Consider the following 26,074-nt stretch of genomic DNA (forward strand, 5'->3'; position numbering starts at 1 on the left):
GATCTAAACGCTGCAATTAATTTATCGCGTCTGGCTAAGGCGTGAAAGTCTACTGAGGGATAACTGCTCCCATGCTCCCGTTGAAGTAGAAAGTAAAGTCTAGTTTTGTCTAGGTTTTATATAGCAGTTATTCTTAATTACGAATTACGAATTACGAATTACGAATTACGAATTACGAATTACGAATTACGAATTACGAATTACGAATTACGAATTACGAATTACGAATTATGCCATTTGTCCACTGAGTGATCCCACGCCAATATGCCCTAATGGGAATTTGATAAACTTCAATAAAAATCCAAACTATAATTGCTGAATGTGACAAAAATGTGAGTAATGTCCAAACATAAGGTATCCAAGAAAGAGGAACATCTGGTTTTGGTGGTAAATAATAAGCGCCAATGCCAATTAAAGTAGTCGGGAAAATCACAAAAGCAATTGCAGCTAACACATAACCCCATGCTAATTCCACACCTTCTAACTGGGCTTGATTCCACTTAAAACCATTCCACTGCCACACCAGGGGCGGTTGTCTAGAAGGCATCTTGATTTGCTGTGATTCTAAATTGACAGTAAAAATTTCGTGACAAAAGTCACAAGACATAGTTTCCATTAACGGCATAGCAGAGATTTTACCGATCCGACAAACAGGACAGGGGTATTCTTCCTGAAAATTTAAAGAGGTAGAAAAAATTTGGGAATTGGTCATAATCAAACTGGTACTTCTAAAAAATGGTTCATCAGTACATAGTATGCTAAACTAATATTTAAACTTCCAAGTAAGCAAGCATCTTAATAGGTAAAAACCGATAATTAATTGTCCGAATGCTTCGCCCCTACATTGTTGACGCGAAACGTAAATCAAAATGTGGTTTATTTACCTGAAAATAGCTGTAATATTGGTAACTAATAATGTGAGAGAGTGTAGCAGAATTGATGGGTTAAAGTTTGAAGATTGGGAAGTTAGTTAAATGGGTAAGTATCAGGAGGATGAGTAGGAGCATCTCAATTAGGCTTGACAGAAGGGTTGAGAGGAATCTAATGTAGAGTTGCCTGAAACCGATTCTCTATACGGGTTATACAAATTGCGATTACATTGTTTGTGAGAAATATGGGAGTAAGGGTTTCAGGCTTAATAGGTTTTTCTATACACTTGAGCCTAAAATTTCGTCAGGAGAAATATCAAGATGGTTCAGTCTATTGCAGCCAAGGATGTGACACTACGGGAATTAAAGCAAAATTTTGGCATTCAAATCGTTCAAGATGCTACCTTTTTTCCTGAGTGGTTGGATGGGCTTGAGGCTTTGAAAGAGGAAGAGCAACATTTATTAGATCGGGTGAAGGCTAATTTTTTAGAATTGATGGATGATCCCCCAATGCTAGAAAATACGGTGAAGATGGTGGTACTTGCGCCCTTGTTAGATTTAGCTGGTTTTTATCATAGGCCATTTAGGATTGAAACAGAAACGAGTGTGGCTTTAGAAATGGAGGATGAAGGAACGATTATTCGGGGGCGGATTGATGTTTTGGTGTTAAAAAATCGGCTTTGGTTGTTGGTAATTGAATCAAAACGGAGTGATTTTGCGGTGACACGCGCAATTCCTCAAGCTTTAGCTTATATGTTGAGTAATGAGGAAACTGTGCTACCAACCTTTGGCATGATTACCAATGGTAATGAGTTTTTATTTTTAAAGGTATTGGAACATAAATATGCTAACTCTCGGCTGTTTTCTTTGGTAAACCCTGATAATGAGCTTTATAGTGTATTGCAGGTATTAAAGCGTTTGGGGATGGAGGTGATAGCGTTCAGCGCAACATAGGAATCGCTCTTTGGGAAAAACTTTTTGGTTTACTGTTAATCAAATTACTAAACCTCAGAAAATTGCCAAAGCTTTTCCAGAACTACGCTGTATTTTTGGTGGATTAGCAATTGTGCCAGATATAGCGGTATTTCGTTGGGAGCGAATCCCTCGGTTGCCATCAGGACGCATCGCCAATCGGTTTGAACTCCATCCAGATTGGGTAATGGAAATTCTCTCTCCCGAACAGAAATATAAACAAGTTCTCAGCAAATTACTACACTGTGCGGAGTATGGAACTGAGTTAGGTTGGTTGGTTGATAGTGACGATGAAAGTATTTTGGTAGTAGATAGCGATCGCCGAGTTAAGGAACTTAAAAATAGCGATTACTTGCCAGTTCTCACAGGGATTGAATTAAATATTACTGTTCAAGAAGTCTTTAGCTGGTTGAGTTTATAACCCACATTTCGCACCTTGGGATGTCACAATCTTGTGCTGTAAAACATCCCGTGACGTGGCGAAAATAACTATCCAGTGAAAAAAGTAGAAAAAGTTAATAAAGCTTACTTTCTTACCTCGTACTGAGTTAAACTGACAAACAAGTTAATACAAAAAATTAATCGGCTGATCCTGGGCTTGGGCATGACTCCAATGGAACAATGGCAATTTCTGATACAGAAGCAGGGCGATCGCAATTGGCAACCCCTGGAATCGCCAAATTTAAGAATTTTCGCAGGTAAGTACAGAGTTTTGGCTCGTTCTCACCTTGCTAATACAAATGTAGAAGTGCGGGTAATTCACTCCTCAATTCAGGAAGTTCCACCCAAACGCCGCATTTTTAAGCGTTTGCGTCGTACCAATGCAGAGGGGCTGATGGCAGTAATTCCCTTTACTGACCTCAACCCGGGAATTTGGGAATTACGTTGCTCTGCCGACTTAATGACAAATATGCTGGGGAAATCCTGGCAATATAGCCTCATCCTTAAAGTTTTGCCCCTAGAGTTGAATGAGCAACCATTATTAGGTAGTGGTGATCAATTTAACGAAGAGTCCCAGGTGACACCCACTCAGGAAGATGAATTTGCAGTTGCTTCACCCAGCAACCTGGACATCAATCCTTTGTCTACAGCAACCGTAGAAGATACAATCATCAATCAGCCGGTTAGCCCAGTATTATTCAAAGGGGAAACAGCCGAACAAATTTTACAAAGCGTTCTCGATTTAGCTTTACCCAGTTCTGAATCTTGGGATGAAGAACAGTCAGATGAGGATATTTCACCAGTCGCATCCCCACCCTCACCCCTCCATTTATCTCTAGAACGGGATACCTATATTGCTCGTTGGGGAAAAACTTTGACAATAAATGGGTATGTGGAACTGGCAGAAATTGACAATTTGGCAAATGAAATATTATCTACAACTAATATTAATCATTGTTTTCAACTGCAACTAATTAGTCAACTGCGATCGCCTTTAGAATCCAATATCTTAGCTCAATTCACACAGCCTTTAACAGATCAAATCTTACCTTTTACATTTAGTAGCATTATTGAAATTCCTAAAAACTGTGAATCTAAGTTGATTTTGGCCAATATTAATTTATATGGCACACTGACTAAAGCCGGCGAAGTCATACTGTTAGCCAGCCATACTTTTATAATTACAGCAGATGTCACAGAATTACTGACCGTTACCTCAGCAAAATCTAGAGAAAAATCTAGTCCACCAGACTTGTTACCTGATGATAACTTACCACCAACTGAGGATGGAGCAACCAAACCAGAACCACCTCATCGTGTAAGTTTAGAACTATTCAATATCGTCAAAACTCCCAAATTAGCACAGTTTCATATTTTAAAACCAGCAGCTAACAAACCTCTACCCCCAAGAATAAAACCAGTCATTGTTTTGGATGGAAGTTCACCCACACTGCCAAAATTACCCCGGATTCACAAAAATGCGATCGCTGGCAATTCTGCCAATGCAGACTCCAGCTTATCAGCAGGAATTGTCAATAATGCTAGTCAGATACCACCCATAAATCTGGACAAACTGGTGATCAAACAGGTCACAACTTCTTTCCCATACTTGAAACGTTTAAAACCTGCAACAGAACCAAATTCAAAAACCAAAAACAATCTGCCAAAATTGATGGAAATTCAATTATCAAAGCCAGAAAATACACCAGAATTACTACCCAGCAAGGAACATGAAGAAACTTCTGCTGTGGAATTGATAGACAATGAATTGATAGAAAATACAATTCCTCAAGTTCCTATTCTCGATATCGAGGAATTAAACACACCAGAAATCACACCACAAGAAACCACAGTCAACACACCAGAAATCATACCAGAAACATCTCCTCTGATTCAAAAATGGATCAAGAGTCAAGGGTACTTATTAGATGAAGGTATCGAGTTGGTATATCAAGAGGATAATACTAATGATGAAGTTGATACTCAAGACGCTAATAATACTGATGATATCAGTGAATCAACAGATGAGCCTCCTGTAATTCTGAATGATGAAAATCCTGCTGTTCCACCCGCTTTTACAGATGAATTACTTCTCAATTTAAATTTAGATGCAGAAATAGAAATGGAAGAAGTTATAGATTTGCCAGAACACATGATTCTAGGCACAAGTGAACCAACCCCCGAACCAGAATCATCTCCCAACATATCTCAATTGTTGTCTCAAGAAATAGTTCTAGATGATACATATATGACCTTGAGCAATGAAGACAGCAATCAACCATCTGAACCACAGGAACAACTGCTGGATGTATCTCCTCCGGTACTAACATCTTTACCCACACCCCAACTGTTTTTACCCAATGGTGAATTACTTGCTGGCTCATCTATAAAAGTGCGCTTAGAACTGTCCCAAGCATCATCAACAGTTGTATTAAAGTTATGGGTGGAAGATTACCAAACTCGTGGGTTGCTAGACGGACCTCATCTGATCCAAGATTTACGGACTACCCCTTGGGGAAATTGGGAAGCGATCACTCAATTAATTGTACCTTTAGGTTGTCTAGAAGTGTTAGTAGGGGCGATCGCTCTCGATACGAATACCCAACAGGAAAGCCACAAAGTTACAATAGTTAAAACTGTCATACCTCCTAACTTACCGACAATAGAACTCGACGAGGTACTGGGAATGTAAACGGTTTTGTTAAAAATCTTTAGAATTTCCAAAAAGAGGCGGAATTTTGCAGTAAGCTCCTAAGTGAATTGTAGTGTGACTTCCAAGGACTCTTACTATGTCAACTTCATTTTTGCCTTCAATTCTGGCTTATTCTTCATTTTTGCCTTCCATTTTCGTTCCTTTGACTGGTTTGGTTTTCCCAGCAGTCGCTTTCGCGTTTATGTTTTTATATATTGAACGCGAAGATATTGCTTAATTTTTAAGTCATAGGTTATGGGTAATCGGTAATTAACTGCTGTGTTTTTTACCAATTACCCGTACCTATAGGCAGCCGATTTAATTTAATGACTAAGTGATAAAAGTGATAAAAGTAATAAATATGTATAAACAACGCGGTTTTAAGTGTGCATATTTCCAGGGTAATAATAGCAATGCCTATTTTTTATGTCTAATCAAGTTTGGTTGTCACAATTACAGAAACATCGAGCGATCGCAGTTATTCGCGCCCCGAAAATGGACTGGGGTGAAAAAATGGCTTTAGCGGTAGCATCTGGGGGAATGCAGTTAATAGAAATTACCTGGAATAGCGATCGCCCTGGGGAATTAATTTCTCAATTACGTAGTCAATTACCTGATTGTATAATTGGTACTGGTACACTGTTTAATGTGCAACAATTACAAGATGCGATCGCTGCTGGGGCGCAGTTTCTCTTCACTCCCCATACTGACCCAGAAATGATCAAAGTTGCAGTATCTCAAGATGTTCCTATTATTCCTGGCGCACTTACACCTACAGAAATTGTTACCGCCTGGACTCAGGGCGCAAGTTGTGTCAAAGTATTTCCTGTACAATCAGTGGGAGGTGCAAGTTATATCCACAGTTTACAAGCACCTCTTGGTCATATTCCCTTAATTCCTACCGGTGGTGTGACTTTAGAAAATGCTCAAGATTTTTTACAAGTTGGGGCGGTGGCCGTGGGTTTAAGTGGGGAATTATTCCCGAAAAATTGGGTTTTAGAAGGGAATTGGCACAAAATCACCGACCAAGCCAAAAATCTTACACAGAGGTTAAATTATTTACTGACCCCTCACAGATAACTTTTTCGGCAAACCCTAACTAGGGTTTGCTGAGAAAGTCTTTCCGTGAGGGCATAGGAGTCAGGAGTCAGGAGTCAGGAGTCAGGAGTCAGGAGGAGATTTGAAAATTTCTTTGCCATCTCTTGAAATCCCAAAAAATGCACACTTTTTCCGGTATACCCTTCAAAACCCTTGCACTAATTTCTGTGTTTATCAGCCTCTAACCTTTGATATATCAAGGTTTTAGGTTTATTCAGCAAACCCTAACTAAAAAAATAACTATTTGTTGATTTATTCAGTGATCAATTATCAGTTTTCAGTTGTCAGTTTTCAGTTTCAAGCTTTGATTCACGAAGAATAAATGAGGGGTTAGTTATTCCCCAAGCCCTGCTTAACTACCTTCGATATTCATCCCCACAGTCACCAATTAACTGATATAAATCCCGTGACTGCTGCGAAACTGCATCAATTTTTTTCACATCCTCAGCATCCAAACTAAACCCAAACACCCGCGCATTATCGGCAATATGTTCTGCAATTCCTAACCTAGCACCAACAATTACACCGCCTACTGCGGGCTGATTTAAAATGTAATTCACAGCCACATTAGCAATACTCACTTGATGTTTATCGGCAATTTGTTTCAGGGTGGAAAGCAATTCTTGAAATAATCTCCAACCACCCCAAGCATCAATCATATTTTTGTATTTCTTCAAGCTGGTTGTATTCAAATCAAAACCCCGTGGTTCTGGTTGATTTAAATATTTTTCTGATAACAAACCACCGCACACACTACCATAGGTAAACAATTTTATATCATGTTCTTGACAGAATTTAGCCATATTTACCTGTGGTCTTCTGTCAACCAAAGAATACTGCACCTGGTTAGAAAAAATCTTAATTCCAGCTTCCGTGATAATTTGCAAATGTTCCGTATCAAAATTAGTCAAAGCTAAATGCTTAATTTTGCCCTCTGTTTGCAATTCTGCCATATATTTGAGAGCATCTAAATAATTAGAGTCTCGATATTCCCACCAGTGAAACTGCATCAAATCTAATGATTTAACATCCATTCTACGCAGAGAAATATTAATATTTTCCTCTACTATTTGTTTCGTCATCTTTCCCGGACGCGGAACCCATTTTGTAAAAGCTTGAATATTATTAACCGCTTCTTCTCCACGAGTTGCTATTAACTGACGACGAAATTCACCAATAAAATCTTCTGCTGGTCCATAATGATCTGCTAAGTCCCAAGTCGTAAACCCAGCATCCACATATTGAAACATTGACTCAATAGCAGCTTTCTGGTTAATGCGTCCATGTCCTCCAGAAACTTGCCACATTCCATTTAAAATTCGGCAAATCTTTAAATCAGGGGTAAATTGTAAATAACTTGCTTCAGGTAACATGATATTTTTGATCTTATTGTTTGTGTTATTGTTGATCTGATTATTTCCAGTTGTTTTCTGCTTGTTCCAAAACATAAGCCGCGACATTTTTGATTTCTTCCGTTGTCAACTTTTCTTTATAGGCTGACATATTACTTTTACCATTAGTGATGATATTTGTAATCGCCTCTAAAGAATCCATACCATATCTTTTCAAAGCATTCTTTTTTAAGTTCTTGCCTCTTCTAATAATATTACCACCATTGATATGACATCCAACACAATGAACGCTAAAAACTTCCGCCCCATTTTGGGTATCTAAAGCGTTAGCTGGTAAGGGAAAATTGATTATCCACAAACAGAAAGTCAACAAAATCAAAGTTATGAGTTTTTTCATGGTTATAATGATTCAAAATCAGATGTAAACCCTGGAAAATTAGCGCACTTTTCTTGAAATTCCTCCGCATCACTGACATCTTCAATTTTATAAGCCATGATGCGAGTACCATCGGGCAGTTTTTTAGAAGATATCACTTCACCTCGATAATTTTGTGCCATTGTTTTAAACTCAGCACCATGAATTTTCCAAGCATCTCCCGAACAAGTGATATTTACACGCCACATAGTTAATTATTTATTTCTCATCATCAGGATATAGATCCCCGACTTCTCAAAGAAGTCGGAGATCTGATTATTTATCATCTCATAATTGGTGACTTTGCACAAATCTAACTTTTGATTTGCTGTTTTCTATCTCCAGGAGGTGTGTAGACAAAAAAATCATGAGTCATAATGACTATGTAGCATTATGATTATTATCAGGATTAACAATGACTAACAACATTAAAGAAAAAATCCAAGCAGATTTACAAGAAGCCAAAGCCACGGGACAATTAAGAACAGAAAACATTAGAGAAATTGTTAAAACCGCAGTTTCTCAAGTTTCTGCTGAAGTCAAAGAAGGTTCTAGTGAGTTACGCACTTTAGTTAAAGATGCTGTTTCTACAGTAATTGAAAATCTCCAAGATAAAGGTAGCGAAATCAAAGAAGAAGTCACAGCTTCTATTGAAGGTGCTTTAGAAGGGGTGAATAGCAAAAGACATGAAGCTATTGTCAAAACCCAAACCGAACTCAAACAAATTCAAGCGAAATTAGATCAAGAAGAAGAACAACTGCAACAAGAAGTTGAGGGAATGTTAGCAGAAATTCAGGATACAAGTCAAGAAAAATCGGATAGTATTAAAAATGCGATCGCCTCAGCAATTCATACTATCCAAAATAGTGAAGAAGTCGCTTTATTAAAGAAACGCTACGCCCAATTACAAGCACAATTAGCCATTATTCGTGCTAATTTAGCGGCACGTTATGGCGGACGTTCTGTAGAAGTCAAAGAATATTTAGACGATGCCAAAACCTGGTATAATCAAGCTCGTCCCCAAGCGGAAAATGTGGCTACACAAGTAGGAGAAAAACACTCTCAGTTAGAAAACAAACTCGGTGAAGCAGGTGCATCCATAGCGAAAAAAGAACGTCAATTAAAACAAAATTTGAGAGAGTTATTATTAGCAGCGGCTGATTTATTCAAAGATAAAGACTCTCATCAACCAGAAGCTAATGTCAAATAAAGTTGGTTCGTAGTAAGCGATTCATCGCTTTCTCAAGGGCTAAAGCCCTTACTACGAACTTTTATTTTCAACTGGTAAAACTTGAATTAATTGATAATTTTTAATACTACCAACAACACGATAATTCTTAACTAAATCATCAGAATTAGGCGGATAAATCCAAGCATAACTCAAAGCTGGTAATTGAGAAATTGACTGTACTTTTTGACCATGAATAGGAGTATAAAAATTAATCAAAACAGAATATTTATCATCGGATTTGACAAAAGCTACCGGATAATTTTGGAGAATTGACGCAATATATTCTTGCTGAAAAAACATTCTAAATTCAGGGTTTAAGTCTCCTAATAAACCTAAACTCCCAGCCGTAGCGATAGATAACCAACAGGCAATTAACCAACCACCCATCCAGTAACGATAAGTGAGAAATTTCTGATAAAAATGATAGCGTCCAATCCAAACACAAGGTACAATTAAACAACCTAAACCAGAAATTAACGCCAGAATTGCATACTTTTGAATATCAAGAATCCCTGCAACCAAAGCCACTACACCAGCTAAAATAAAGATAATACCTAAAACACCAAATACATAACTAATATTGCGGGTAAGAGATGCTTGAACTTTACTAAAGTTACTAACTTTACTCGATTTTCTTTGTTGGTAAATTTTTCCCAACCAGTCTAAACCCACAGCGGCAAACATAGCAATAAAAGGATAAAGACAAAGACTATAATGAGAAAATCGAGTCAAAAATAAACTGATTTCTAAAAATAAAACAACAGGAAAACCTACTAATAATAATTGGTAGCGAGGGATAGGTTTACGAATTACTAAAGCTAAACCTAAAAGGCTAAAAAAGAACCAAGGAAAAGATTTTAAAGGAATATTCCAGAAATAGAAAAATATATTATTTCCATGTTGTTCACGACTACCCAGTCGCACGACAAAATCCCACAACTGGCCAAAACTATCACCACCATAACGCTGCCAGCTAAACCATAACCAAACTAAAGTAGGAATAAACCCAATTAAAAATCCTACATATAACATCGGGTTGGTAAGATGACGATGACGGCGATTTTCTCCAATTAAATAAGGTAATAAAGCCACCATCGGCAAAAAAATCATAAAGCTTCTTATCAAGAAACCTAAACCAAAACATAAACCAACAATCAAACCATAAATCCATCTATATTTTGGATATAATTCAGAATTTAATAAACATAAAATACCTAAACACACTAATAGAATTGTAGGTACATCAGGTGCAGCTAAACGACAATATTGTAGCCAGAGAAATTCTACACTCAAAATAGCCGTCGATAGGTAAGCTAACTTTTTACCCAGTAATATTTTAGCTATTTCATATATAACTAATGTGCAACAAATTCCCGCAATCATAGCAGGTATTCTGGCAGTGGTATCACTGACACCAAATAACTGATAAAAAACAGCAATTAACCAATAAAAACCAGGGGTTTTATGATGGGCATTTTCCCAAGGTGCTATCCAGTCACCAGAATCAAACATCAAACGCGCTCTTGTTGCATAAAGAGCTTCGTCATGTGCCATGAGGCTAGTTTCACCAGAAGTAAATAGCAATAAAGGTAGTAACCAAATTAACAAAAGAGCATAGTGTGATTTTGTCAATAAACGAATTTGTAGCCAGACATCTTTCAATAAAGGTGATTTATAGAACATTTAATTAATGAGAATCATCAGTTGATCTGTAGATTGTGTAACAGTTTTGTTTTAAAATTATAGGACTTAGGCAAAATTGGACTAAAAACCTGATTATTGCGTAGGGGTAATTCATGAATTACCCCTACTTGCGTTCTGTTCTGCGTAAGTCATGAATTAGTTTGGTTAGTATACACAATTCAAAATCAGAATACTCACCAAATTGACACAAATCAGGCAATTTTTTCTTACCCAAACTTACCCGACAAATTCTCAAACAAATCGTATGCTGTTGCGACCAGATCAACGTCTCAAGTTAGATGACACCGATGATAAATTGTTTTACGACTACCCGCGCTTTGTCACCCACGTTGATGAAGGCTTTATTCAACAATTAACAGATTTATATCGTCAGCGACTGCAACCGAACACGCGCATTTTTGATATGATGAGCAGTTGGGTGTCTCATCTACCAGAAGAAATAGAATTTGCTCATGTGGAGGGACATGGACTCAACGCCGAGGAACTAGCACGCAATCCTCGACTGAACCATTATTTCGTGCAAAATCTCAACTCACAACCTCAGCTACCCTTGCCAGATCAGGATTTTGATGCTGTTGTCAACTGTGTTTCTGTCCAGTATATTCAATATCCAGAAGCTGTATTTTCCGAGATTCACCGTATTCTTAAACCTGGTGGTGTGGCTATTATCAGCTTTTCTAACCGGATGTTTTATCAAAAGGCGATTCAAATCTGGCGGGATGCCTCAGAAGCGTCTAGAGTTGAGCTAGTTAAGCGTTACTTTGCTTCAGTACCAGGGTTTTCCACTCCCGAAGTGATCATCAATAAATCAACTGCGCCGAATTTTTTACAATGGTTGGGTTTACCAGGAGGAGATCCCTTCTATACTGTGATAGCTTATCGTGTGGAATCATCAAGTTAGGAAAAAATTGGTTATCTGGACTACCAATCATGATCAAATAGTAAATTTTTTGGTGCAAATACTCAAGTAAAGCAGATAATTGCCTCAAGCTTCAAGCATTGAAGGAGAAAAAACATGATCTTATCTCGTAGTCGTAGAATTTTAGCCAGTTTACTACTGTGTGTTTTATTGCTGACTACCGCTTGTGCGGAAAAAGTACCTAATCGTTTTGATCAAGCACAACAGGAAAGCACAAAACAAAAAAGTGGTCAGGCTGTTGTTAAAAATGCCACTCAGGGTAGTAAATTAAATGCTTTCTTTCCTGAAAGTGATGATGATTACGACCGAGTTTATACCCAAGAGAAAAAAGGCTTTTCAGAAGCGAATTTGAAAAAAGACGGTAAAGTTGTTGCTCAATTAGCTATTTCTGATACTACCAGCACGCCTACAGTAGCATCAAAATATGCCAATAGCACCAAGAAAATTGAAGGTTATCCTGCTGTAGAAACGGGTAAAACCCAAACTTCGGTTTTGGTGGGTAAGTATCAAGTCAAAGTGATTTCTAAAGATCCATTATTTAACGCTAGTGACAGGGAAGATTGGATTGAAAAATTTGATCTTGATGGTTTAGCTAAGTTGAAATGACCTCTAAATTTCGGATAACAACATATCAATCAGGAGATTTTTGTGAGTAAACCAATTTTTGAGTTAGTTGATGAACTACCAACCAGCGGTTTAACTGTTTCTATGTTAAATGCTTTGGATTTTATTGCTCCCGGTGAATGGCAAAATACTGTGGGTTTTGTCAATACTATTAAAACTGTGACTGGTGAAGATGATGAGGATCTAATTCAGCAAATTGGTGAACGGGCAATTTATCTTTTTAATGATAAATCCCAAGGTTATCAAACTGCTTTATGGCTTTATCAAACTGTTGATGGTACTGATAAGGCTTTAGGTGCAGCCGCTTTGGCTAATAAAGTTGGTGAAACCATTCCCTTATTTGGTTTTTTAAACTCTATCACTCCCAAACCAGATAAAGCTCAAACTATTGATTTAACTTTAAAAATAGTCGCTGAATTAGTCGCTTTTTGCCAAATTAATGGTATTCCCGGTGATAGTATTGGCGATTTTGTTGGTGCTTTAGGTGAATATAGTGGTGAGTCAATGATTCGCATGGCAGCTTTGGTTGCTGTTGATGGTATTATTCCTCTAGGTCCTGATTTTATCCAAAAATCATTAACTTTCCTCAGTAACATGAAACCCCAAGAGTTGGATCAAAACTCTACTTTTAGAACCATGAAAGATGCAATTCCTGGCAATGGTACTGGTGGTAAACTAGACTTTATTGGTCAAAGTGTTGATTCTGTTAAGGGTTGGATGAATGGTATAGTTAGTGCTAATGCTTTAACTGCTCAGAAAGTTCTTGGCAATTTACAAGGTTTTCTTGAATTTAGTGATGACAAATTAGACTATGTAGCCGCTTTTCTAGATATGTCCACTAATTACTATGAACATACAGGAACTCAAACTTTAGCACGACGTTTGATTGAACGCGCAGTTGCAGAAATTTAGCTAATTTTTGAGCCTAAATACAACTTGTAGTAGTGCCGAAAATCAATAAATGCAGCACTACTACAAACAGGTTTTCTATTAGTTTCTACTAATTACTTGTGGCTGGTAGATTGTATCACCACAAAAAAACAGATTTTCAGCGGAATAACGAAGAGATGGTAACTGATTTCTACACAGTTGCAGTGAACATTACTGTCACCTGTCACCTGTTACCTGTCACCTACTATCTTACTTGAAGCGAGAACGCTGTTGACGACGTTGCTTGTGTCTAGCTATTGCTTTACGTTTCTCTTTTTCTAAAGGTGTTTCAAAATGGCGATTCTTCCGCATATCTTGGAAAATTCCGGCTTTGGAAACTTCACGTTTAAATCTCCGCAAAGCTGATTCAATACCTTCATTTTCCCCTAAAACTACTTGTGTCATTCCTAGTCCTCCTTTTTTGGTTTAACACATACAAACTAGAGTATAAAAATATCTCAGCAGAGTCAAACCCTGGGCTTTATCTGCTGGAGACTCTAGATTTAAAAGATTTAAAATTTCTTCAGAACAGGATTAATAACGGCGATCGCCTCCACGACCTCCACCAGAACGGCCACCGCCACCCCAGCTTCCACTTCCACGAGAAGAACCTCTTTCCTCACGGGGTTTAGCCTTGTTCACTTTTAAATCTCTCCCCATCCACTCAGCACCATCAAGTGCTTCAATAGCTGCTTTTTCTTCAGCTTCAGACGACATTTCCACGAAGGCAAAACCACGTGGACGGCCTGTTTCCCTATCAGTGGGTAGCTGCACATTGCTAACTGTACCGTACTCAGCAAAAGCCAGTTTCAAATCTTCTGCTGTCACCTGATAGGACAAATTTCCAACGTAAATTGACATAGATGGTCTCCCAAACCAGAGAGTGTAGAGAGTTAGATTCGGAGAGACGCATTTAAAACAAATTAAAACGACTTACTCAACCGAAAATAATCTTTATATCCGCGAGTATAGCACAGCCTTTGAATATGAACTCCTAATAAGTAACATTTCCTCAGCTACCCATAGACTAGATCCAACTGAACATCTGACTAGGTGCTGATAGAAGGCTGAAAGCTAAAAAATCATTAAGGATTTTAGGAATTATCACTCTCATTTAGCATGAATTATAATTATAGCATAACTCACGTCTACATGGAAAATAATTTATCTTTTGTGTACGGGCTTCATTTAGCCGCAAACTCAGTTAATGTTAGTTCTGCTTTCTGACACAATATTTCGTGATCTTGAGAACTACTAGCCAACAAACCACCCCATTGGTTGATGTCACCGGTGTTATACTCTAATGGTCTGCCGTCAAAGTGAGTAAATTTACCACCAGATTCTGTTAAAATTAATTCTGGTGCTGCCAGATCCCAATCTTTAGGGGCTGACTTTCCAGACAGGGAAATATAAACATCTGCTTGTTGTTCGACAATAGCAGCCACTTTACAACCTACACTACCAATGGCTTTTTGTTTTTGGCAGGGTAGATTTTTCAGTAAAAATTCTAACTTATCATGACGATGGGAACGACTGACAACCAAGATTAAATCTTCAAGTGGTTTAGCAGCAGCCACTTTCAAAGGATGAGAACCATTAACAGTTTCGACAAAAGTACCACCACCTTTAGTAGCATAATATATCTTTTCCGCTTCCGGTATTGCTACCACCGCTAAAATTGGCCTTGTGTTTTGCACTAAAGCAATATGTATTGCATATTCCCCAGTTTTATTAATAAAATCTCTTGTACCATCCAAAGGATCAATAATCCAAACTAACTCCCCAGGATATTTACCTTGTTGAGATTTATAGGTTTCTTCGCTAATATAACCAAAATCTTCATCAACAAATGCTGCCTGTAGGTGAGATAGGATATACTCACTGACAGCCTTATCAGCAATGGTTATGGGTTCATTTTGCTTATATTCTATTTCTAGGTTGTTAGCGGTTGCTTGATAATAGGATCGCAGTAACTTAGCAGCACCCCAACCCACCTCACGAGTAATTTTGAGTATTTCTGGTAAGTTTGTCATTTGTTAGTTGAAACATGAAAAGCTTGAAGTGATAAATTCACCAAACATAACATAACATGAGTTCGACTAAGTAGGTAGGCGTTGAAATTTATCCTTATGGCAAGGCAAAAGGCAATAGGCAAAAGGGAAGAGACTTTCAGCGATTTTATATTTTGTTGGGTAGGGGTTTAGCAGTGCTAAACCCTTAAATAAGTTGTTTTAAAATTAGAAATTACCCTTTAAACTTCCTCTCCAAAAAAGCAATTATTTCTCGCCATGCAGATGTCGCCGCTTCCGCATCATAACGATAACCGTCATCTCGCATAAAAGTATGTTCCGCTGCATAACAGAAAAATTGATGAGGTATTTTTGCAGTTTCTAAACCCTTAATAATAGTCTGTCTATCCTGTTCAGGAATATGGGGATCTTGAGTACCAAAAATTAACAACATTTCCCCCTTAATTTCTGAAAATCTGTGAATAGTATCCGCCATACCTTTACCTAATTTACCGATGGGAATACCTGTAGGATAACAGGAAACACAAGCTTTTATTTCATCTTCAAAAGCAGCCCGAAAAGCCAAATGTCCACCAATACAAAAACCCAAAGTGCCGATTTTTTCAGCAATAATTGAATTGTCATTTTTGAGAAAATCAATTACAGCGAGAGTATCTGCATCATATTCAGAAATTAAAGTTCTGCGTGCATCATCATTACCGCGCATTCTCCCCAGATCATCAGGTTCAATGATAGAACCTATAGGTTCAATACGGTGAAAAATTTCCGGTGCAGCGACAACATAACCAAACCCAGCTAAATAATTAACTAAGCGAATTATTGCCCCACCTAATTGATAAATATCACTGTAAAAAACAATTCCTGGATATTTACCCTCTGGTTTAGGAGATGCGACATAAACCCGCATTAAACTATCATCTACTTTTAATTCGATATTGCGTTTAACAATTTGCATTTTTTGATTTTTTGCTAATGTGTTAATTTGTAATTCTTCAGGTTTTATAATAATCAGTAAATTTTCCCAAATACTCGATTTTTTCAAGAAGTTGAATTTCCTAGTTTGACACGCATTTTGTATATTTTTGTATCTTTAACTAAGACTATGTGCTATCATATACAATAAAAAAGGATGTGTCGTAAGATTCAAAACCTCCAAAGAAGAACTTTTAGAATTTCCTGAAGATGTAATTGACGAAATTGGGTATATTCTCTATCGAGTGCAAACTAATCAAACTCATACCAAAATAAAACCCTTAAAAGGTTTTAATGGAGTATTTGAAATTCGCAGCAATCATCAAACCGACACGCCAACTACTATGATACAATTAGATAAAACCATAAAATAGAGGTCAAAGTCATCATGGAACAAATTAACTTAGAAATAGACAGACTCACATTGGAAAGAGCCAAAACCCTAGCAATGCTTAACCAATCTAGTGTATCAGAATTGCTCACAAAAGTAATTGCTAGATTAGCAGAAATTCAAGAACAAAAAGACCCATTAATGGGATTATATGCCGATATTCCAGAAGTTGTTGATGAAATAGTAGCTGAAGCTATGGAAAAAAGAGGACATAATATTAAAGACTAATAAAATAGAAAAATCATTACTTAATAATAATTTAAAATTTAGGCTATTCATTAATATTAGATAATTGGCGTTTATAAGAAAAAAACTTATCATCACTTCTTCCTCTCTCCGCGCCTCTGCGCCTCTGCGTGACATCAAAAAAATCTGTAACATCCCACCGAAAAAACAAATCACAGGTAAGATGACACCAAAACAGCAAACCATTACACTAGACATTGGTGTAAATACTACCGGAGTTGAAAATGACATTAGCCAGCACTCCCAAACCAAAACCCTTAACAGACACAGAATTACACAAAATTAACGCATATTGGCGTGCAGCCAACTATCTCTCAGTCGGACAAATATACCTCCTCGACAACCCCCTACTGAAAGAACCCCTTAAACAGGACCACGTAAAACCGCGACTATTAGGACATTGGGGAACTACCCCTGGACTGAACTTTATTTATGTCCACCTCAACCGCATCATTAAAAAATACGACCTCAACACCATCTACATCGCAGGACCCGGACATGGTGGACCCGGACTGGTAGCTAACACCTACTTAGAAGGAACATATAGCGAATATTACCCCAACATCTCCCAAGATGCAGAGGGAATGCAAAAACTGTTCAAACAGTTCTCCTTCCCTGGTGGTATTCCTAGTCACGTTGCCCCGGAAACCCCCGGTTCTATTCACGAAGGGGGAGAACTCGGTTATGCTTTAGTACACGCTTTTGGTGCTGCTTTTGACAACCCAGACCTGTTAGTTGCGGCGGTTGTGGGTGATGGGGAAGCCGAAACCGGACCTTTAGCTACAAGCTGGCATTCTAACAAATTCCTCAACCCTGCTACTGATGGTGCGGTTTTACCGATTTTACATTTGAACGGTTATAAAATTGCTAATCCCACCGTATTAGCACGGATACCCCATGATGAACTAGAAAGCCTATTTATCGGCTACGGCTATAAACCTTACTTTGTCGAAGGTGCTGATCCGGCGGATGTTCATCAACAAATGGCAGCAACTTTAGATACTATTGTTACGGAAATTCAAGGTATCCAAAGAGAAGCGCGGGTACATGGTTTCAAAAAACGCCCGCAATGGCCAATGATCATTTTAAGAACTCCCAAAGGTTGGACTGGACCGAAGGAAGTAGACGGGAAGAAAACAGAAGACTATTGGCGATCGCACCAAGTCCCCTTTAGTGATATAGCTGGTAAACCAGAACATTTGAAACTTTTAGAAGACTGGATGAAGAGTTACAAACCCGAAGAACTCTTTGACGAAACCGGTCAACTCATTCCCGAACTTGCAGAACTCGCACCCAAAGGCCAGCGACGCATGGGAGACAACCCCCACGCTAACGGTGGTATCTTGCTGCGTGATTTAATCATACCAGAATTTTGCAACTATGCAGTAGAAGTCCCCAAACCCGGAACAGTCAACGCAGAAGCAACCAAAGTTACTGGAAAATTCCTGCGGGATGTGATGAAAGAAAACCTGGAAAGCAAGAACTTCCGAGTTTTTGGACCCGATGAAACCGCATCTAACCGCATCGATCCTGTACTAGAAGTTACTAACAGAACTTGGGTGGCGGAAACTTTGCCCGAAGATGATCATTTATCAGCAAATGGTCGGGTAATGGAAATGCTGAGTGAAACCAACTGTCAAGGATGGTTAGAAGGATATTTGCTAACAGGAAGACATGGTTTCTTCTCCTGTTATGAAGCATTTATTCATATCATTGACTCGATGTTTAACCAACACGCCAAATGGTTAAAAACAACTCGTCATATTTCTTGGAGAAGACCGATCGCCTCTTTAAATTATCTTCTCACTTCCCATGTTTGGCGACAAGATCATAACGGTTTCTCTCACCAAGATCCTGGGTTTTTGGATCATGTAATTAACAAAAAAGCCGACGTTATTCGTGTTTATCTGCCACCCGATGCTAACACTTTGTTATCTGTCACCGACCATTGTTTAAGAAGTCGCAACTATGTAAATGTGATAGTAGCTGGAAAACAACCGGCACTGCAATATTTAGACATGGATGCAGCCATTAAACACTGTACCAAAGGTTTAGGAATTTGGGAATGGGCAAGTAATGATCAAGATGGTGAACCCGATGTAGTTATGGCTTGTGCGGGGGATATTCCCACTTTAGAAACCCTAGCTGCGGTGGATATTTTACGGCAAAATTTCCCAGAATTAAAAGTGCGGGTAGTGAACATTGTAGACTTGATGACACTACAACCAAAAAGTGAACATCCCCACGGTTTAAGCAGCAAAGATTTTGATATCATCTTTACCACAGATAAACCAATTATCTTTGCATTTCATGGCTATCCTTGGTTAATTCATCGTCTCACCTATCGCCATACAAACCACAATAATATTCATGTTCGTGGTTACAAAGAAGAAGGAACAACAACCACACCTTTTGATATGGTGGTAATGAATGATTTAGATCGTTTCCATTTAGTAATGGATGTAATAGATCGTGTACCAAAATTGGGTTATAAAGCCGCTTATGTGAAACAAAATTTACAAGATAAATTGATTGAACATAAGCAATACATCGAGAAACACGGTGAAGATATGCCAGAAATTAGAGACTGGAAATGGCCTTATTAAACCGTAACGACTAAATAACCTCAGATCCCGGACTTATTTAAGAAGTCCGGGATCTTATTTTGATCAAATTTATGAATTATTTGTTATAATACTATTAAATAACCTTTGAGGTTAATTAATATGACACAGGAATTAACAGACTTGAGAAATAGTATTTTAGCTGGAAAATATGAAGATGCTTTAGCAATTGTAGATGAATTAGAGGGGATGAGTAAACAAGCAATTTTCAGGAATATTCAATCATTTTTGAGAGTTTTGTTAATTCATTTGATCAAAAATCAAATAGAACAAAGATTAACAAATTCTTGGGCAGCATCTATTGAAAATGCGATTTTAGAAATTAAGAAATTGAACATGAAAGAGAATAAAAAATCTTATTATATCAATAATGATGAATGGGGTGAAATATTAACAGATGCTTTAGAGTCTGCTATTCGTCCAGCTACTTTAGAAGTAATGAATGGTAAATTTAACAGAAAACAACTTTCACAACTTCTCAATAAAGAACAATTAATATTAACAGCAACAGAATTACTTGAATTTACCTATAATTATCAAATCCGAGAATTACCTGATATAATAGATGAATATTTAGGTAAATTACCCAGTGGGGAAAATTGGCAGTTAGGGAAAAGCTAAGAGGTGAAAAAAGATGACACAGGAATTAATAGACTTGAGAAATAGTATTTTAGCCGGACGTTATGAAGATGCTTTGGCTATTGTTGATGAGTTAGAGGGGATGAGTAAACAAGCAATTTTCAGGAATATTCAATCATTTTTGAGAGTTTTGTTAATTCATTTGATTAAAAATCAAATAGAAAAAAGATTAACAAACTCTTGGGTTGCATCTATTCGTAACTCTTTAGTAGAAATCAAAAAAATCAATCTCAAAGAAAATAAAAAATCCTATTACATCAATAAAGATGAATGGGATACCTGGTTGCAGGAAGAAATAGAATTAGCAATAGGTGATGCAAGTTTAGAAGTAATGAATGGTAAATTTAACAGAAAACAACTTTCACAACTTCTCAATAAAGAACAATTAATATTAACAGCAACAGAATTACTCACATTTATCTATAATTATCAAATCCGAGAATTACCTGATATAATAGATGAATATTTAGGTAAATTACCCAGTGGGGAAAATTAGCAGTTAGGGAAAAGCTAAGAGGTGAAAAAAGATGACACAGGAATTAATAGACTTGAGAAATAGTATTTTAGCCGGACGTTATGAAGATGCTTTGGCTATTGTTGATGAGTTAGAGGGGATGAGTAAACAAGCAATTTTAAGGAATATTCAATCATTTTTAAGGGTTTTGTTAATACATTTGATTAAAAATCAAATAGAAAAAAGGTTAACAAACTCTTGGGTTGTGTCTATTCGTAACTCTTTAGTAGAAATCAAAAAAATCAATCTTAAAGAAAATAAAAAATCCTATTACATCAATAAAGATGAATGGGATAATTATTTAGAAGAAGAAATAGAATTAGCAATAGGTGATGCAAGCGTAGAAGTTTTGAATGGTATCTATACAGAATTTCAACTAGCAGAAATGGTTGATAAAAATAGCATAATTTCCACTGCTTTAAATTTTCTAGAATTGACCTATGTACATTCTGTAAAAGACTTACCAAAAGCTATCACAGAAATCATTATTAAATTACCTGGTAGTGAAAAATGGCAATAAATATGTATTATAGTATTATATTATATATAATATCTGCGTTTATCTGCGTCTATCTGCGTTTAAAAACAGACTTTAAAATATCCCCTGTGGTAATAACCGTACAAAATAATTACCTAAATATCAACAATAACGATAGGAATAGGTGTCTTTATAAGGTAGGATGAAACTTAACACAAAGTAAAAATACCTTACTAGAGAATTATCATGACAGTCGCTGCAACTTTTGATTTAGATAGCTTAAATCAGAAATTTGAAACCGCTACCCCTACAGAAATTCTAGCTTGGTCTGTGGAAAACATACCCACAGGTTTAGTACAAACCAGCGCGTTTAACGTTGATGACATCATCCTCACCCACATTTTATATACTGTACTCAAGCATCCAGTACCCGTTATCTTCCTAGATACTCTGTATCACTTCAAAGAAACTTTAGAATTAGTTGCTAAAGTAAAAGACCTATATAACCTAGATTTAAAAACCTACAAAGCACCTGATGTAAACACCCGTGAAGCTTTTGCGGCTAAGTACGGTGAAGCATTATGGGATACAGATATTATCAAATTCCACGACGTTACTAAAATTGAACCTTTAACACGCGGTTTAAACGAACTAAACACCGTAGCTTGGATTACAGGTCGCCGTCGTGACCAAGCTGCTACCCGTGCGAATATGCCTATTTTTGAATTAGACAACCAAGGACGTTTAAAAATTAATCCTTTAGCTGCTTGGACTCGTAAACAAAGCTGGGATTATGTTGCAGAACACAAAGTGATTTATAACCCACTTCATGATCAAGGATATCCTAGCATTGGTGATGAACCTATTACTACTAAAGTACGTGAAGGTGAAGATGAACGCGCTGGACGTTGGAGAGGAACTGGTAAAACTGAGTGTGGTATTCACATTTAGTTTTTAGTTATTGGTCATTGGTCATTGGTCATTGGTCATTGGTAATGTGTTAAAAAATGGCTAATTACTAATGACTAATATTAATATTTTGTATTTGTCTGAATCAGGATGTCCAGGACACCCTTCGGGAAGTCAAAAGTCAAAAGTCAAAAGTTAGAATTTTTTTGTCTGAATCAGGATGTCCAGGATTTGAGGATTTATGGCTAACGCCACGCTTCGCTATCAGGATGTTTTTTGATGATAGTTTGTGGGGATATTGGGATTTTCAGGATGTTTTTTGATGATGGTTTTTCAATGATTATCAACCATCTAAAAATTACCATCCTGTACATCCTTTAATCCTGGTTATCCTGATTCAGACTTAATAATTTTCTGTAACTTTTAAATGTTACAATCTACAAGTCTCGACGCGAGAGAAGAGAAGATACTTTTGAAGCAACAGCTTCCCCTATCTTTGCAAATCCCGAAGCAATTGCTCCTGGCAGATGGCCTTTTGGTGCTTTAATATCAAAAGTAATATCTTGGTAGTATAACCACTCTCCTGGTTTTAGCATCCATCCTTTCTTTTTCCACCCTATAGTTTCCGCAAATGCTTCCCAAATTATCTTATCATCACTATTTGTCCTACGTAAACCTTGATATATCTTTTTCTGTACAGAAAAACCAAACCTTCCATTACTGTATTTCAACCAGAGATTATCAATAATTTTCAAGTCTTCTATGGGAAAATTATCAATACAATAGCTACTTAAATAACCAGCTTTTTCCCGTTTTGCAATTACCAACATTAAACGTGCTGTTTCCTTATCTGCTTCTTTCCATTTACCTCCTGCAAGGTAGTTACCCAGTTTTGTATAGTCCTGTCGTGAAGCTAATTTTGATTGTACATTATTTTGGCTTTTATCATCATCTATACCAGGAAATAAACCCACCCATTCCTTCATACTTTGCGGACGGTTTTTAGGTTCTAATTCCAAACCTTGAACAATTGCATAATTTAACTTATCACTAATCTTTGAATTTAATTCCTTCGGTTCTATTAAATCATGATATAAAACTTTTCTTGCTAAACAAGGTGTGGGAGTATCTCCAGTCAATAAATAAAACAAAGAAGCAGCTAAAGTATAAACATCAAGAGTTGCTGACTTTTCCGTTTCTAACATTTGTTCCCAAGGTGCAAAAGCTAAATTAGCAGCTTGGTTAATACTCTCACTGTCCACATTTCCTGCTAAACCAAAATCTATTAAAACTACAGTATTGCTATTTTCTCTTAATATCATATTTCCAGGATGTGCATCCCGGTGAATAATGCCATTTTCATGACAAAGAGATAAAGCATCAGCAATTTGTTTAATATAATCAATAGCAGTAGATTCTGATACAATACCTTTATCCTGTACTAAATGATATAAATTTTCACCCTTAACAAAATCCATCACCAGACATGGTAAACCATCCTCCTCAAAAAAGTCTATAATTCTGACAATATTGGGATGTTGAAGTTGGGTAATCTCTGCTAATCTTCTTCCTTCCTTGCGGAAACCTTCCACATATTTAGGATAATTAGCATCTCTACACAAACGACTATTAGGAGTTTTAATAACAACTGGTAACTTCAACTCTTGATGTTTAGCTTTATAGGTAACACCAAAACCCCCAGAACCTATTTCTTCTTCTATTACATATTGGGGACGTTGTTGTAAAGGCTTTCCAGGTTGTAACATAAAAAGATGTATGCTTAAATATGCCCGTAATTGTAACATAACCCAAGCATCAAAAATAATCGAACGCAGATAAACGCAGATAAACGCAGATAAAAACTAAAACCTACTACCTCCGTGTCCTCTGTGCCTCTGTGGTTCGTTATTATAAGACCTATGGAAAATATCTCTTAAATTCTCTTTCCTTCGTGTCCTTTGCGTTCTTTGCGGTTCGTTAAAAAAAATCCCACTCAGCAACATGATTAAAATCCTACACCTTTCAGATATCCATATAGGAAGCGGTTTCTCCCACGGCCGCATCAACCCCGCCACAGGCTTAAATACACGATTAGAAGATTTTGTCAATACCCTATCTTTGTGTATTGATCGCGCTTTATCAGAACCAGTAGATATGGTGATTTTTGGTGGTGATGCTTTTCCCGATGCCACACCCGCACCCTACGTACAAGAAGCCTTTGCTAGTCAGTTCCGCCGCCTTGTAGATGCCAATATACCGACAGTTTTGTTAGTTGGTAATCATGACTTACATTCCCAAGGTGTGGGCGGCGCAAGTCTAAATATTTACCGTACTCTTGGCGTTCCTGGTTTTGTAGTTGGTGATACTTTAACTACTCATCATATCCCCACCCGTAACGGTAAAGTACAAGTAATTACACTCCCTTGGTTGACTCGTTCCATGTTGATGACTCGCAAGGAAACAGCGGGTTTATCTATGGCTGAAGTCAATCAACTTTTAACAGAACGCTTAGAAGTGGTTTTAGAAGGAGAAGTGAGAAAACTTGATCCTGATGTACCTACCGTACTTTTAGCCCATTTAATGGCTGATAATGCTATGTTAGGTGCTGAACGTTTGTTAGCTGTGGGTAAGGGCTTTACTTTACCTTTATCTTTGTTAACACGCCCTTGTTTTGATTATGTGGCTTTGGGTCATGTTCACTGCCATCAAAATCTGAATAAATCTAATGATCCACCTGTGATTTATCCTGGGAGTATAGAAAGGGTAGATTTTAGTGAGGAGAAGGAAGATAAAGGTTATGTAATGGTGGAGTTGGAAAAAGGTAATGTAGAGTGGGAATTTTGCTCTTTACCTGTGCGTACATTTCGCACTATTGAGGTAGATTTATCTAAAAGTGATGATCCGCAGGAAGTTTTGTTGAAGGCGATCGCTAAATATGAACTCGAAGAAACTGTAGTTAGGTTAATTTATAAATTGCGTTCTGAACAATTAGATTTAATTGAAAATTCCGTAATTCATAAAGCTTTAAGTACAGCGCACATCTATACAATTCAACCAGAATTAGTTAGTCAATTAGCTAAACCGCGTATTCCTGAATTAAGCGCCAGCAGTAGTATTGATCCGATGGAAGCTTTAAGAACTTATTTAAATAATCGGGAAGATTTAAAAAATATTGCTGCATCTATGTTAGAAGCAGCAGAAAATCTATTAGTGGAAGAAATTTATTGAACACAAACTGCTATTTCTCTGCAAAAATTCAACTAAAAACCTTCCCCTCTATTCAATCTTTCTTCATGTTTGGTAATTACCCACAGTGCATGAATACTACCGGGAAGCCAACCTAGCAAGGTTAACAAAATGTTAATGATCAAAGTTATACCTACACCTTCTGTCAGAAATACTCCCACAGGAGGTAAGAACAAACCAAGCAGCAAACGAGTTAATTTCATGGGATGATTCCTATTTTTTCAAAACTACTTACTTGCTTTCATTTAAGATTCAGTCGTGATTTGACTATTATTGCCTTGTAACTCCAGATTTCTTTCTGCAAAGTATTTATTGATGAAGGTATTAGCCAAAGATAGAACTACTGGAGCGAGAAGAAAAGCGATAATTCCCTGCACTCTAAAACCAGGAACTAAAACTGATGCTAACCAAAAACAAATTCCGTTGACTATTAAAGAAAATCCACCGAAAGTTACATAAGTCAATGGTAAAGACAGGGTGGAAATAATTGGTTTAATTGAACCATTAATCGCACCAATTACTAACCCAGCAATTAAAGCTGCGGGAAAATTGGCAATTCTAACACCTGGAAAGATGATATCGACAATTAACAAGCTTAATGCTGTAGCGAGTGCGGTTAAAAATGTCGCCCACATTATTTTTACCTCTCTAACTGCTACCTTTATTTTTAAAGAATTTTGCAGTTTTCACATCTGTTGCTAGATAGGATTGAGGTATATCGGAAGGAGGATTTTTCACTTATAGGAAACTGGAGTCTTTTCCAGTCAGCGGTTTTCAC

The 26,074-nt window shown here is 37.2% G+C and carries 28 protein-coding genes; 16 read left to right on the forward strand and 12 right to left on the reverse strand.

The window, feature by feature from the left end; translation table 11 throughout:
- Positions 1–214: 214 nt before the first annotated feature.
- Entirely contained in the window at positions 215–712 is a 498-nt protein-coding gene (locus H6F45_RS18320) for a hypothetical protein (RefSeq protein ID WP_096565955.1), read from the reverse strand.
- Positions 713–1,190: 478 nt separating this feature from the next.
- On the opposite strand from H6F45_RS18320, the gene H6F45_RS18325 reads away from it, so the two are divergent.
- The 5 genes from H6F45_RS18325 (at position 1,191) to H6F45_RS18345 (ending at position 6,054) form a co-directional block, all read left to right on the forward strand.
- Entirely contained in the window at positions 1,191–1,823 is a 633-nt protein-coding gene (locus tag H6F45_RS18325; protein WP_137667546.1) for a type I restriction enzyme HsdR N-terminal domain-containing protein, read from the forward strand.
- A 10-nt stretch (positions 1,824–1,833) separates the two neighbouring features.
- Complete coding sequence (locus H6F45_RS18330; RefSeq protein WP_137667547.1) at positions 1,834–2,262, forward strand: Uma2 family endonuclease; 429 nt, start codon at positions 1,834–1,836, stop codon at positions 2,260–2,262.
- A 183-nt stretch (positions 2,263–2,445) separates the two neighbouring features.
- Complete coding sequence (locus H6F45_RS18335) at positions 2,446–4,974, forward strand: hypothetical protein (protein ID WP_242052667.1); 2,529 nt, start codon at positions 2,446–2,448, stop codon at positions 4,972–4,974.
- A gap of 97 nt (positions 4,975–5,071) precedes the next feature.
- Positions 5,072–5,212, forward strand: a complete 141-nt coding sequence (gene psaI / locus H6F45_RS18340) for a photosystem I reaction center subunit VIII (RefSeq protein ID WP_096565957.1) — start codon at positions 5,072–5,074, stop codon at positions 5,210–5,212.
- 188 nt (positions 5,213–5,400) lie between these two features.
- Entirely contained in the window at positions 5,401–6,054 is a 654-nt protein-coding gene (locus tag H6F45_RS18345; RefSeq protein ID WP_137667548.1) for a bifunctional 4-hydroxy-2-oxoglutarate aldolase/2-dehydro-3-deoxy-phosphogluconate aldolase, read from the forward strand.
- A 374-nt stretch (positions 6,055–6,428) separates the two neighbouring features.
- Here the strand turns inward: H6F45_RS18345 and H6F45_RS18350 are convergent, their stop codons facing one another.
- From H6F45_RS18350 to H6F45_RS18360, 3 genes are read right to left on the reverse strand one after another with little or no spacing between them, the layout of a single operon-like run.
- The gene (locus H6F45_RS18350) at positions 6,429–7,448 is read right to left on the reverse strand and encodes an aldo/keto reductase (RefSeq protein ID WP_096572581.1); all 1,020 of its coding nucleotides are present in this window, start codon (positions 7,446–7,448) and stop codon (positions 6,429–6,431) included.
- Positions 7,449–7,485: 37 nt separating this feature from the next.
- Positions 7,486–7,821, reverse strand: a complete 336-nt coding sequence (gene petJ / locus H6F45_RS18355) for a cytochrome c6 PetJ (protein ID WP_190348022.1) — start codon at positions 7,819–7,821, stop codon at positions 7,486–7,488.
- 2 nt (positions 7,822–7,823) lie between these two features.
- A complete protein-coding gene (locus H6F45_RS18360; protein WP_096565963.1) occupies positions 7,824–8,048 on the reverse strand; it encodes a hypothetical protein in 225 nt (74 codons plus the stop codon).
- A gap of 206 nt (positions 8,049–8,254) precedes the next feature.
- Between H6F45_RS18360 and H6F45_RS18365 the strand changes: the two genes are divergently transcribed.
- Positions 8,255–9,049 carry a histidine kinase gene (locus H6F45_RS18365; protein ID WP_137667553.1) on the forward strand — a complete coding sequence of 265 codons (795 nt, stop codon included), beginning with the start codon at positions 8,255–8,257 and terminating at the stop codon, positions 9,047–9,049.
- Positions 9,050–9,100: 51 nt separating this feature from the next.
- Here the strand turns inward: H6F45_RS18365 and H6F45_RS18370 are convergent, their stop codons facing one another.
- A complete protein-coding gene (locus H6F45_RS18370; protein ID WP_190348023.1) occupies positions 9,101–10,753 on the reverse strand; it encodes a glycosyltransferase family 39 protein in 1,653 nt (550 codons plus the stop codon).
- 265 nt (positions 10,754–11,018) lie between these two features.
- Between H6F45_RS18370 and H6F45_RS18375 the strand changes: the two genes are divergently transcribed.
- From H6F45_RS18375 to H6F45_RS18385, 3 genes are all read left to right on the forward strand, one after another.
- Positions 11,019–11,675 (forward strand): class I SAM-dependent methyltransferase, encoded by a 657-nt coding sequence (locus H6F45_RS18375; protein WP_137667555.1) that lies wholly within the window; start codon positions 11,019–11,021, stop codon positions 11,673–11,675.
- A 114-nt stretch (positions 11,676–11,789) separates the two neighbouring features.
- Entirely contained in the window at positions 11,790–12,299 is a 510-nt protein-coding gene (locus H6F45_RS18380) for a hypothetical protein (RefSeq protein WP_137667556.1), read from the forward strand.
- A 42-nt stretch (positions 12,300–12,341) separates the two neighbouring features.
- Positions 12,342–13,229 (forward strand): hypothetical protein, encoded by an 888-nt coding sequence (locus H6F45_RS18385; RefSeq protein ID WP_096565971.1) that lies wholly within the window; start codon positions 12,342–12,344, stop codon positions 13,227–13,229.
- A 228-nt stretch (positions 13,230–13,457) separates the two neighbouring features.
- On the opposite strand, the gene rpsU is transcribed toward H6F45_RS18385, so the two are convergent.
- The 4 genes from rpsU to H6F45_RS18405 form a co-directional block, all read right to left on the reverse strand.
- Positions 13,458–13,652 (reverse strand): 30S ribosomal protein S21, encoded by a 195-nt coding sequence (gene rpsU, locus H6F45_RS18390; RefSeq protein ID WP_013192888.1) that lies wholly within the window; start codon positions 13,650–13,652, stop codon positions 13,458–13,460.
- 129 nt (positions 13,653–13,781) lie between these two features.
- On the reverse strand, positions 13,782–14,108 hold the full coding sequence (locus H6F45_RS18395; protein WP_137667557.1) for an RNA-binding protein: 327 nt from the start codon (positions 14,106–14,108) through the stop codon (positions 13,782–13,784).
- Positions 14,109–14,431: 323 nt separating this feature from the next.
- Positions 14,432–15,280: a 3'(2'),5'-bisphosphate nucleotidase CysQ gene (locus H6F45_RS18400; RefSeq protein ID WP_190348024.1), complete on the reverse strand. Its 849-nt coding sequence runs from the start codon at positions 15,278–15,280 to the stop codon at positions 14,432–14,434.
- Between the two features lie 211 nt (positions 15,281–15,491).
- Positions 15,492–16,232, reverse strand: a complete 741-nt coding sequence (locus H6F45_RS18405; protein WP_190348047.1) for a dienelactone hydrolase family protein — start codon at positions 16,230–16,232, stop codon at positions 15,492–15,494.
- 405 nt (positions 16,233–16,637) lie between these two features.
- Between H6F45_RS18405 and H6F45_RS18410 the strand changes: the two genes are divergently transcribed.
- The 6 genes from H6F45_RS18410 (at position 16,638) to cysH (ending at position 22,092) form a co-directional block, all read left to right on the forward strand.
- Entirely contained in the window at positions 16,638–16,868 is a 231-nt protein-coding gene (locus H6F45_RS18410; protein WP_190348025.1) for a hypothetical protein, read from the forward strand.
- Between the two features lie 242 nt (positions 16,869–17,110).
- Complete coding sequence (locus tag H6F45_RS18415) at positions 17,111–19,492, forward strand: phosphoketolase family protein (RefSeq protein ID WP_190348026.1); 2,382 nt, start codon at positions 17,111–17,113, stop codon at positions 19,490–19,492.
- A gap of 120 nt (positions 19,493–19,612) precedes the next feature.
- The gene (locus tag H6F45_RS18420; protein ID WP_190348027.1) at positions 19,613–20,131 is read left to right on the forward strand and encodes a DUF29 family protein; all 519 of its coding nucleotides are present in this window, start codon (positions 19,613–19,615) and stop codon (positions 20,129–20,131) included.
- A 13-nt stretch (positions 20,132–20,144) separates the two neighbouring features.
- Entirely contained in the window at positions 20,145–20,645 is a 501-nt protein-coding gene (locus H6F45_RS18425; protein ID WP_190348028.1) for a DUF29 family protein, read from the forward strand.
- 31 nt (positions 20,646–20,676) lie between these two features.
- On the forward strand, positions 20,677–21,183 hold the full coding sequence (locus H6F45_RS18430) for a DUF29 family protein (protein WP_190348029.1): 507 nt from the start codon (positions 20,677–20,679) through the stop codon (positions 21,181–21,183).
- Between the two features lie 204 nt (positions 21,184–21,387).
- On the forward strand, positions 21,388–22,092 hold the full coding sequence (gene cysH / locus H6F45_RS18435; RefSeq protein WP_190348030.1) for a phosphoadenosine phosphosulfate reductase: 705 nt from the start codon (positions 21,388–21,390) through the stop codon (positions 22,090–22,092).
- 395 nt (positions 22,093–22,487) lie between these two features.
- On the opposite strand, the gene H6F45_RS18440 is transcribed toward cysH, so the two are convergent.
- The gene (locus tag H6F45_RS18440) at positions 22,488–23,855 is read right to left on the reverse strand and encodes a serine/threonine-protein kinase (RefSeq protein WP_190348031.1); all 1,368 of its coding nucleotides are present in this window, start codon (positions 23,853–23,855) and stop codon (positions 22,488–22,490) included.
- 196 nt (positions 23,856–24,051) lie between these two features.
- On the opposite strand from H6F45_RS18440, the gene H6F45_RS18445 reads away from it, so the two are divergent.
- Positions 24,052–25,278: an exonuclease SbcCD subunit D gene (locus H6F45_RS18445; protein WP_190348032.1), complete on the forward strand. Its 1,227-nt coding sequence runs from the start codon at positions 24,052–24,054 to the stop codon at positions 25,276–25,278.
- A gap of 32 nt (positions 25,279–25,310) precedes the next feature.
- On the opposite strand, the gene H6F45_RS18450 is transcribed toward H6F45_RS18445, so the two are convergent.
- Together H6F45_RS18450 and H6F45_RS18455 are read right to left on the reverse strand one after the other, a co-directional pair.
- A complete protein-coding gene (locus tag H6F45_RS18450) occupies positions 25,311–25,499 on the reverse strand; it encodes a YqaE/Pmp3 family membrane protein (protein WP_096566007.1) in 189 nt (62 codons plus the stop codon).
- A 42-nt stretch (positions 25,500–25,541) separates the two neighbouring features.
- On the reverse strand, positions 25,542–25,931 hold the full coding sequence (locus H6F45_RS18455) for a phage holin family protein (RefSeq protein WP_096566009.1): 390 nt from the start codon (positions 25,929–25,931) through the stop codon (positions 25,542–25,544).
- Positions 25,932–26,074 lie beyond the last annotated feature (143 nt).

The sequence above is a fragment of the Sphaerospermopsis sp. FACHB-1194 genome, from assembly GCF_014696235.1.
Classification (GTDB): domain Bacteria; phylum Cyanobacteriota; class Cyanobacteriia; order Cyanobacteriales; family Nostocaceae; genus Sphaerospermopsis; species Sphaerospermopsis kisseleviana.